Here is a 9904-nt window from a genome sequence, read left to right as displayed (position 1 = left end):
AAGTATCAGTGACAATCCGGTGACTGACACTTTTATGCCTGGTCAGCTGATATTTTGCGCCTCCGCGTAAATACACATATTCCACCGAGCTGTGAGTCAACTGCGCAGGGCCCATGACAGGAGACTGATTTGTCCATCGCCAGTCAACATTATCAATAATACGGTTTTCAGACTGAGTCCCCCATCCTGAACCGCTCACCTGCCACTCAACAATCATGGCAAAGCCCCCGGAGCCGTGAGTTGCATAACCGGGTTTGTTATCTCCGTATTGCCCCAGTGTACGAAATACCCTGAAGTAATAGCGGCGGGAGGTCGTCAGAGGAAGAATAACCGGGTAATAAGTATTTTCATTTAATGCTGACAGATCCAGATCAACAACAACTGACTCTGTTAAATCAGCCTTTACTTTGTCCAGTTTACCGGACAACGCCTGTACCTGAGAAGTTGCCTCAGTCACCTCCCCGCCAATATCCGACATACGCTCGTCCAGAGCACTGACCACACTGCTGTCCGCTTTACTGTTGATTTCGGTCAGCAGGTCCTGTGCTAATTGGTCATGGCCTATCTTCCCTGACAAATCAGCCAGTATTTCTCCTGCATCAAATTCAGAGATCCCCCTGACATAATCGGTCCATGCTGAATAATTACCACTTTTGTCCACCAGCCGGGCGCGGAAATAAAACGCGGTACCGGCGGCCAGACCGGCCAGTTCGTGAGAGCGGGACGGGTACGGCACATCAGCCAGCAGCAACAGGTTCTGCCCGTCATTGGTTTTGCTGTACTGAATTTCGGTTTTCAGGGTGTCTTCCGTGAATTTCCCGAACTCCCAGTTCAGTTTGATCCCGAATACCAGTGTGGACGCACGGAAGTTCAGTGGCATCGGCGGATCACCCACCTTGCCGGTCAGCCGGGTTTCCTCTGAATATCCCCAGACGCTGGAGATTTCCGCCGCGTTAATCGCCCTGACCCGCACCAGATAGCGGCCGGAATAGACCCCGGGCACGTCAAATGAAGTCGTGGCATTGCGCGGTACATTGATCCAGTTGCCGTCATCACGCCGCCACTGTGCCTCATAGGCAATGGCATTCTCTGCCGGTGACCAGGTAACCTGCATGGTTTCAATGCTGATCCCCTGGTTCACGACAGAATAAGAGCTGATAGTGATATCCTTCGGCGGGAACTGGTTACCGGGCGGAATAACGCTGATTGGCCGTTCATCAAGCACCGCGCCGGTGTCTATCCGGTCGTATTTGTCCGGATCATGCATGGCCGCAGATACCGTGAACGTACCGTCATCATTCTCAGTCACGCTCACCACGCGATACTGCTGGGCGTACAGCTCGTCTGATTCCGTTACCCAGACACATTCCGGCTCCGGCGTTTCACTGTATTCCGTGGTAACGGTTATAACGTTATCCGTGACCATCTGGATGGTGCGGGCCTGTGATTTACCGGACGGAAGATTCAGCATCAGCCTGTCACCAGGCGCGGCATCCGGTTTGCGGTCGAGGGTGATACTCCGGCCATTCACCGCACTGACACGGCCGCCGGTCACTCTCCCGGACAGGTTTTCATCCGCCACCGCAATGATGTACCCCGGCTGAGGAATATTACCGTCCAGCCCCACACCGAATGTCACCACCCGGTCTTTGTTGTTGGTCAGAATCCCCCAGCGGCCTTTGCGGTTGGCCTCTGACTGCCGGGTACAGCCGATTGCCGTCATTTCCAGCTGGTTGAAACCGAACCTGTAAACCAGCTCATTTTCAAACACCGGCTCCATCGCATCGGCATAGCCGTTCAGCGGATCTGAATACGACACCAGCGCGGAGGAATAACGGGCCTTACTGCTGCTGCCGGAATAGGTGAATCGCCCGTCGAGCACGTTGGCTTTGGTGTAGCTGTAATCAATATCACGCGGCATATCTGCCAGGGTGATAATCTGGTTACCGCCCCAGTAGGTCATGCCACGGAAGATAGCCGCAAAGTCACGCAGCACGGTATAGGCTTCATTGCGATCCTGCACATACACATCACAGACATAGCGCGGCTCAGTACCGCTGCCGCCCTTGCCGTCCGGTACCGGCTGATCACAATACTGCGCAACCCGGTACAGCTCCCATTTATCGATATTCTGCATTTTGATGCGATCGCCGAGGCCGAAGCGATCGGAAACCACAATATCGTAAAATATCCAGGCGGGGTTATTGGTCCACGCCCATTTAAACGAGCCGTCCCAGGTACCGGAATACGCCCGGTGTTCAGGATCATAGTTAGACGGTATGCGGATAACCCGCATCTTCGGCTCACAGGTGACCTGCGGGATGGAGCCGTTAAACTGCTCTGAATCAAACTCGATATACAGCAGTGCGGTGTGAGGATAGGCCAGTTTGGCATCAATCACCTCGGTGTAACTCTGCAGCACCATGGTGTCACCAATTTTGGCACTGTTGGCATCCTCCGTGATTTTCCGTACCCGCAGTGTCCAGGATGTCGCAGACTGCGGCAGATCAATACGGTGAGTACGCTCATAACCTGAGGTGGTTTTACCTTTCACCCGTCCATCCACAACGGTTTTCCAGCTGCCGCCGTCAGTCTGCAAATCAATGGCGTATTTCACCTCGTTGCCGACCATATCCCCATTATCCTCCTGGCGGAACAGGGACGGCCATTTCAGGCGGATACGGACCGCGGACAACTGCGGGTTAGTAAACGCATGCGCCCATGGTGTGCTGCTTTGTACCGTGGTACCAACTGTGATTTCATTCTCCGCCGCCGGCATCCCCTGAATATAGGTTTGAGCCTGGGTGCCGGAACGGTATTCCCACACAACGCCGGGAAAGTTTTCTGATCCGTCAGCATTCAGCAGCGGGGTACCGTCCAGAAAGATATTCTTCCCGGTCAGCTCACCGGCAAATTCACCTTCCCCGAGGGCGATCAGCAATTTGGCTTTGGCTACGGACTGTAAATCGTCCGGTTGTTCGACGGGCGTGCGCGGGCTGCCACCGCCGCCTTTGCGGCCTGTGATTTGTGTCATTGTGGATTTCCTGCTGAATAACTGAAGGGAAAGTTACTGCTGATCTTCGACGTAAATTCCGGCTGAGATAACCGCGCCGCCGATGCGGCGCTTACCGTAACCGATCGGTACCGGATAACCCTGAGAAACGGTATTCACCGGCGCACCGAATGCATATGATGGCTTATTTTCGCCCTGGTCTTTCATAGCAAGCCCGCCCGGCTGCGGGGACAACATCTGGATAATACCGCCCAGCATCATCGATACGCCGGTCATGGCCAGCCCGGTATGCATCGCTCCCCATGCCGCCACTGACGCACCGCCTGTCCAGAACGCAGCAGCCACCATTACCGCACCGAAAATAACCTGCAGCAATCCCCCGCGTTTGCTGCCGATCACAACAGGCACAATCCGGATAACATCATCCGTCACCGGAAAACTGAGGTCGTCCACCCCGATATTCTTTTTCCCACGAAATACCGCGTACGTTAACCCGCGCGATTTACTGTTATTCAGGAACTGTTCAAAACCCGGAATAGTGCAGCACAATGCACGGACAGCTTCTGACGTAGTGCAAACAAGCCGCTGGTGCGTTTTGCCGAACGTTTTGCCCAGCACGCCGCCCAGCTCTATTTTTGCCATTATTTCCTGTGTCATAATTCCTCACTACAAATACTATTTAATATTAACAGGCTCCCGGCAGCATACTTGCCGGGGAACAACAGAGGACCTCAAATGATCAGGTTAAATATAACAATCTTTATTGTGCTGCTACTGAGTGCCACTGCCGGAATGAGTCACCCCGGCATGAATAAAGAAAATAATAACCATAGATTGCGGCACACTGTTGATATCCGCTTCGGAGAAAAGTATTCCGGAAACAACATCACGGAATATATTAATCAGGTAAAATTTGCCATTAAAAAAAATTTTTATATTAATGATAAATGGCAGGGAAAACGCTGCACGATTGCCATCAGCTTTACACGAATGAATGCAACCGTGATTGAAAATGGAGACACTGAATTATGTAATGCAGGCTTATCTGCTGTTGAGCAGGCATTTTTACCAAAACCTTCCGGAGATATAAGAAAAGATAACTCATTAAAAAAAGATATAATGATACATTTCACCCCATAAAAAATTCACAATATCTCAGGACCATCACTGTGCGGTCGCGCCAGTAACCGCCATACGGTACCCGCTGGCTCAGGTGTCCGTATAAATGATGCAGCAGCATATTATCACCCAGCAGAATACCGGCATGATTGGCGACCGGTGCCTGTACCTGCATCACTATCACATCACCGGGTTGCGGATCATCAACCTGAATAAATCCCGCTTCCCGCCAGTTATCGGCGTAACGGTTCTCACCCTGCTCCCACCAGGGATAGTCGACCCGGTAATCCGGCAGTTCGATGCCGCGCTCCTGCCGAAACCAGCTCATCACCAGCCCCCAGCAGTCGGTAAACCCGAGCACAAACGGCCGACCGAGTAACGGCAATTCACCGCGCGGCTGAACAGTCCGCAGATCCCCCTCCGGCCAGCTGACGATGTACCACGGCACGCCAAGGGCATCACACTGTGCTTTATCCAGTTCTGACGGCTGAGTGGTGGCATCCGGGTGGCTGTGCACAATACCGGTCACCGTCCCCCAATCCTCAGCAGCGGCGTAATCCTCCGGTGATAATACGAAGTGCTCTTCCGGCATGACCGCGACATTGCGGCAGGGAAAGTATTTCACCACCCGGGATTTTTGCGCGATCACCCCGCAGCATTCTCGGGGATACTCACGTTCGGCATGTGAAAAAATGACTGCCCGGATATTTTTGCGCATCCCTATTTCCTCAGTAGTGATGTTCCCGGAAAGCCGCCGAACGGGATCGGATTATTTTTCCCGAAACGGGGGAAGCAACCGGTATTCAGCATACCGCTGCACTGATCCTGTGCCGGGTCATCCACGCGGTTGCCGTGTTTGTCAAAATACCCGTTCTGACCGGCATAATCACAGCCGTCACCGGATCTGTATTTGCCGCGTATGCACCAGGTACACATTGCATGCAGTTGTCGCGTCGGGATCAACACTCCCTGCAAATCCATCGGACTGGCTAAATCAAACTCGATAACCTCATTGGTTTCCGAGGATTTGCTGTCGATATAAAAGACCGAGACTTTTTCCTGGGCAGGATCTGCCGACGGGTTGCCATCCGGAAAATTCGCCGCATCCAGATAGTGCGCCAGAGTATCGTGTATCGTGACTTTAGCCTTCAGCATGTCATCGTATGCCAGGCAGAGCGCGGTGATTGACCCATCGAGGTTTGCCACCGATAACTTCGGCTGCGCACCGGATCCGGTTGTTGAAGCTTCCAGACCCTCGATCTGCACCGGCCACGCACGGTACTCTTCACCCTGCCACCAGATTGATTTCGCCGGTAACTTTTCCGGATCCCCACCAGCGGCAGTAATTTCTGCCTCTGTATGTGGGATGTTGTATGCATGGAACCGCAAAATATCCGGCGCACCGAACACGGTACCGTCAACCTCAAAAAGCCGGACGGCATTACCCGGTTCCAGCTTCTGGTAATCATTTGTGATCATGGTTTAAATGCCTGGGTAAAAGTGAGTGAGAGTGAATAGTTGTCGCCGCCGAGCGGGGTGAGTTTATGCTCGTCGCACCGGTACAAACCGACAGGTTCAAGCGGCGGACTCCACTGAAAGGACCTTATACCGCCGTGTCGGTCAATAAACTGACGGATAGCCGTGATATACTCCCCGCGACCGGTAAATTCCAGTGACCACTTCTGGCTGCGGGCGTTGATACCGTCACCGGATACCTGCTCATAACCATCACCGAACTTCGCCCTGCGGGTTTTATAGGTGATATCCTCCGTGGGATTAACACGGGGACACCAGGTGAATATTTCGATCATCTTTTCCCCTTAGTCAGATTCCAGACGGCTCCGCCGGGGCGGGTGTCTTTGTCCATTAGTACGCGGAAACGCTGATCGACGAATGCGGCAATTTCATTACCAAACTGCTCATAACCAGCCGACGACTGCGTCTGGCTGCTGCCGTTACTGTCGATGGTAATAAACACCTGTGGCGCCGCTGAACCGCTGTTCTGATTTCCGCCGAGCGCCCGGACACCGAGAGAGCCATCCGCCGCCCGTGTTAACGGCATAATCGCTTCCGGTCCGGCCTCACCCATCAGCCCGGCACCTTTGGCAAACGCAAAATAAGTCGGAGTGCTGACTATCTGATTACTGTACGCACTCAGGCCCGGGGAGTCATAAACCCCGCCTTTGGCATTTGCCGCGGCACCTCCCAGGAAGTTACCGACAGCACCAATCCAGCCACCGGCATCTGACATGGATTTCAGGCTGTTCACGATGGCAGCGTTGACCAGTATTTTCTGGATGGATTTAAGGACATCTATTGACCAGTCGCGCCAGCTGGCTTTGTTACCGTTCAGCATGTCAGTGATGTTATTCACCATACCGCCCATGGCGCTCTGTACCGCAGATGCGGTTTGCTCCGCATAGTCTCCGGCCTCAGCAACCCAGTCTTCCATCCCCCGGGTCACCCCGCTGGTCCAGTCAGACTGAACCTCCTTTATTTTCTGATATTTCAGGTTGAGCGCATCAATCTCGCGGTTATAGGCTTCGGTCGCACTTTTTCCCTGATCCGATTTGGCATAAACACGATCAATCTGCTGACGTTCATCGTAAAGACTGCGCCGGTTTCCGCCCATTCCCCGGGTTTTATCAATTTGCTCCGCTTCGTCACTGAATTTCCGGGCTCCGTCACGCATCGCTTTCAGCGCATCATCCATTTCACGCTGCTTTCTGACCGCCTCATCGGCCTTTTGTGTCCACTCCGCCAGGGCAACAGAGGATGCGCGGATCGCTTTTCGCTGCTCATCCGTCCATTTGGTACCGGCCTCATGCGCAGCTGCATACAGCTCTGCGGCCTTCTCTCCCTGCGTGGCCCTGACTTTCTGAACCTCCGTGGCCACACTCAGATCCGCCATTTTACGGGCATACTGCTCCGCCTGACGTTCCGCTTCTTTCTGCTCTTTATTGAAAGCACTCTGGGCGCTTTTACCCGCTTTCAGTTCCTTACTCAGCTTTTCCTGATTCCGGTAGGCTGCCACCTGATTATCAATGTATTTCTGCCGGTTATCGGCAAATTCGGGTTTATTCAGCAGACCGATATCATCTGCGGCAAACTCAGCCTGCCGGATAACACGGGCTTCCCCGGTCAGTGCAGATAACTCTTTGTCCCGCTCTGATTTTTGTATGAAATCCTGCTGTTTTTCACTCAGAGGGGCGGCGGGAATGCGCATCGGGCTGTTAACCAGTGCCTGACGGTTTGTCAGGAGCTGGTTGCCGACGGACATAATACGGTTAAACTCGGTGTGCTCAGCATTCACCATCAGTAATGACATGCGCATATCATTCTGGGCAGCTGACTGCTGACGAATCAGGAAATCGCGCTGACTTTCGACCGCTTTCAGCGCTGACTGAATCTCTTCCGATTTTTTGCTCAGCTCATTGAGCCTGCTCTGTTCAACCGAAAGCTCATCCTGCGCAGAAGCCAGTGATTTAACCGCATCTTCCTGACTGATCAGATGGTTAATCAGGTAGCCGTTGATACTGGGGCCGGGTGAGGCCAGTATCTGCTGATATCCGGCTATCTCTGATTTTAATCCTTCGACTTTTTGACGCTGCTCATCAACCAGTTTATTTTGCGCAGTCAGGGCTTCTTTGGTTTTACCGGAGTTATCAGCGGTTTCCGGCAGCGTCATTTTATTAAGATTGGCACGAACCTGGTCAATGGTGGCGGCGTATTCAAGTGCGGACTGTCTTGCCTGCTCCTGCTTCTGGTACATGGTGTACCAGGCACCGGCACCCAGCATCACCAGCCCCGGAATACCACCGACCAGCCCCAGCGCACCACCAAGAAGACGTGAACCGACAGATGTGACGTTATTCAGGTTGTTTTGTGCGATATTGCGGGCGTTAATATTGCGTGCAACGGATGCCTGTACAGCGGCAAGCCGCTTTTCTGCGCCTGCCTGCGCATCGGTTCCGCGTGCAGCTGCCAGTGATTTTTGTGCCCGGTACTCTGCCGCACGCGCTCTGGCAACCGCAATTTGTGTTCCGCGCAGCTGAGCCTGTGCAAGAGCGACCTCGCCTTTTGCGGCACCGGCCACCCCGATGGTTGCTTTGGTCACACTGGCGGTCAGCCCGCCGAAATACCGCGCAAGGCCAACCCCAACCAGCGCACCGGCAACGGTGGCAATAGTGTCTATATTTCCCGCAATACCATTCAGTGCGCCGGTCAGCGTGCTGGTTGCGCCCGATGCCTCATTAGCCCCGCCCACCCATGCCATGAAGGCGTTTTCAATTTTCTGGGATGCGCCGCTGACAGTCTGCGGTAATTGCTCAAATTCTTTTCTGATCTGTTCAGTGCTGGTCAGAATTGGCACTATCTTGTCAATGGTGAGCTTACCGCTCTGTGACATTTCACGCAGACCGCCAATGGTCGTTCCCATCCCGTCCGCCAGCAGTTTTGCCAGTCGTCCGCCGTTCTCCATCACCGCGTTAAATTCTTCACCGCGCAGGACACCGGATCCGAGAGCCTGACTCAGCTGTGTAATAACAGAGCTGGCTTCTTCAGTACTTGCACCGGACAGCTTCAGTGAAGTTGCGATGGTTTCCGTGACTTTTGCCACATCCCCCGAGGCATAACCCGCATCACGCATCGACTGCGCAATACGCGCGTACAGGTTGGTATTTGCCGCCAGTGATGTGCCGGTACGCTGACTTAACGACATCAGCTCCTGCTGAGCCCGGCTGAAATCCTCCGCAGACACAGAGGCCAGTTTCAGGCGTCCGCTTAACTGGCTCCAGGTATCGGCATAACTGATAAGCTGCTGCGTGGCAAAGGCACCGGCCATAGCCCCCATTACACCGGTTACTGTCGATTTTATTGATGACAGTTCATTGTTCAGCTCACTGATTGCCCGTTTCGTTTCGCGTGATGCCGATGCTGCTTTGCGGCCGCCCTGCTCCAGCGTCCGGTAATAATTCTCCCCCATCCGTGAGGCGCGGGCTATTTCAGACTGAAACGAGGATGAATTTGCCGATATTTTAATAATAAGCTCACGAAGCTTTGCCATTACGTCCTCTGCTATGTCAGTACAATCAGCTTTCAGATACCGATTTCAGAAAACCCTCCAGCCCGTCACCTGCCTCACCGCTATCCGTTTTTCCCCATTGCAGCATCGCATCATTCAGGCTGAGTTTGCCGCCCTGTGCGCCGTACAGCGATGAGACAATATGGGCCGTCTGTATGTCACTGCGGATGTCCCCGATCGGACTGAGGCGGTCAAAAGCCATCCACATGGTCAGCTCACCGGCACTCATCGTTCTGGTCAGTTCATCCACTGTGCGCCCCATCCGGAGCGCAAGTGTCATCAGAAAAAACATCCCGGGCTGCGCTACTTTTTTTCCGCTTCATCCGGTGTGGTCATCAGATCAAGCGCCTGTTTCAGCAGACGGGCATGAACCGGCCCGTAAACAGCCATCACTTCTTCAGTGTCGTCATCACTGAACACCCGCTCTTTATCTTCATCCAGCAGCACATCAGAAAACATCACCACATCTGCACGCAGATTGCGCTGCGCCTGTTCTGCCTCTGACAATTTTTCATCACCGTCTGCGCCGGTATTCATCAGCTCACGCCATCTGAGCCAGGCTGCCGAAGACGGTTCCCGAAGAATAACGGTGACTCCGTTCCATTCAGGTACCTTCACCATCTTTGAACGGAAGGCGTTTTTTGGACTGAGTGCCAGTTCTTTTAATGACAGTTTCGGATTCGCCACGG

At 53.5% G+C, this 9904-nt stretch carries 9 protein-coding genes; 1 reads left to right on the top strand and 8 read right to left on the bottom strand.

Annotation, left to right across the window (positions count from 1 at the left end):
• Positions 1-3034: host specificity protein J (locus tag ACSBQN_RS04600; protein WP_434991611.1), on the bottom strand; the 3034-nt coding region annotated here is incomplete at its 3' end.
• A gap of 33 nt (positions 3035-3067) precedes the next feature.
• Entirely contained in the window at positions 3068-3670 is a 603-nt protein-coding gene (locus tag ACSBQN_RS04595; protein WP_163653242.1) for a tail assembly protein, read from the bottom strand.
• Between the two features lie 78 nt (positions 3671-3748).
• Here ACSBQN_RS04595 and ACSBQN_RS04590 point away from each other — a divergent pair, with 78 nt between their 5' ends.
• Positions 3749-4153 carry a cell envelope integrity TolA C-terminal domain-containing protein gene (locus ACSBQN_RS04590; protein WP_163653239.1) on the top strand — a complete coding sequence of 135 codons (405 nt, stop codon included), beginning with the start codon at positions 3749-3751 and terminating at the stop codon, positions 4151-4153.
• On the opposite strand, the gene ACSBQN_RS04585 is transcribed toward ACSBQN_RS04590, so the two are convergent.
• The 6 genes from ACSBQN_RS04585 to ACSBQN_RS04560 are packed head-to-tail and all read right to left on the bottom strand — an operon-like array spanning position 4143 to position 9902.
• Positions 4143-4850, bottom strand: a complete 708-nt coding sequence (locus tag ACSBQN_RS04585; protein ID WP_214190931.1) for a C40 family peptidase — start codon at positions 4848-4850, stop codon at positions 4143-4145. The two genes, ACSBQN_RS04590 and ACSBQN_RS04585, sit on opposite strands and share 11 nt — an antisense overlap.
• 2 nt (positions 4851-4852) lie before the next feature.
• Positions 4853-5611 (bottom strand): phage minor tail protein L, encoded by a 759-nt coding sequence (locus tag ACSBQN_RS04580; RefSeq protein ID WP_126324412.1) that lies wholly within the window; start codon positions 5609-5611, stop codon positions 4853-4855.
• Positions 5608-5943 carry a phage tail protein gene (locus ACSBQN_RS04575; RefSeq protein ID WP_126324413.1) on the bottom strand — a complete coding sequence of 112 codons (336 nt, stop codon included), beginning with the start codon at positions 5941-5943 and terminating at the stop codon, positions 5608-5610. Before ACSBQN_RS04575 ends, ACSBQN_RS04580 begins: the two co-directional genes overlap by 4 nt.
• A complete protein-coding gene (locus tag ACSBQN_RS04570) occupies positions 5940-9197 on the bottom strand; it encodes a phage tail tape measure protein (protein ID WP_434991610.1) in 3258 nt (1085 codons plus the stop codon). The genes ACSBQN_RS04575 and ACSBQN_RS04570 overlap by 4 nt, the downstream gene beginning before the upstream one ends.
• A gap of 25 nt (positions 9198-9222) precedes the next feature.
• Positions 9223-9495 (bottom strand): phage tail assembly protein T, encoded by a 273-nt coding sequence (locus ACSBQN_RS04565; RefSeq protein ID WP_418300685.1) that lies wholly within the window; start codon positions 9493-9495, stop codon positions 9223-9225.
• 23 nt (positions 9496-9518) lie between these two features.
• A complete protein-coding gene (locus ACSBQN_RS04560; protein WP_004239772.1) occupies positions 9519-9902 on the bottom strand; it encodes a phage tail assembly chaperone in 384 nt (127 codons plus the stop codon).
• Between the last annotated feature and the right edge of the window lie 2 nt (positions 9903-9904).

The sequence above is a fragment of the Morganella sp. B601 genome (assembly GCF_051172335.1).
Classification (GTDB): domain Bacteria; phylum Pseudomonadota; class Gammaproteobacteria; order Enterobacterales; family Enterobacteriaceae; genus Morganella; species Morganella morganii.
The sequence above is the reverse complement of the archived record's forward strand: the minus strand, read 5'-3'. Positions and strand labels throughout refer to the sequence as shown.

Coding starts and splice junctions, on each gene's coding strand:
- ACSBQN_RS04595 (WP_163653242.1), bottom strand. CDS start 3,670: ATGACACAGGAAATAATGGCAAAAATAGAGCTGGGCGGCGTGCTGGGC.
- ACSBQN_RS04565 (WP_418300685.1), bottom strand. CDS start 9,495: ATGACACTTGCGCTCCGGATGGGGCGCACAGTGGATGAACTGACCAGA.
- ACSBQN_RS04580 (WP_126324412.1), bottom strand. CDS start 5,611: ATGATCACAAATGATTACCAGAAGCTGGAACCGGGTAATGCCGTCCGG.
- ACSBQN_RS04570 (WP_434991610.1), bottom strand. CDS start 9,197: ATGGCAAAGCTTCGTGAGCTTATTATTAAAATATCGGCAAATTCATCC.
- ACSBQN_RS04585 (WP_214190931.1), bottom strand. CDS start 4,850: ATGCGCAAAAATATCCGGGCAGTCATTTTTTCACATGCCGAACGTGAG.
- ACSBQN_RS04590 (WP_163653239.1), top strand. CDS start 3,749: ATGATCAGGTTAAATATAACAATCTTTATTGTGCTGCTACTGAGTGCC.
- ACSBQN_RS04575 (WP_126324413.1), bottom strand. CDS start 5,943: ATGATCGAAATATTCACCTGGTGTCCCCGTGTTAATCCCACGGAGGAT.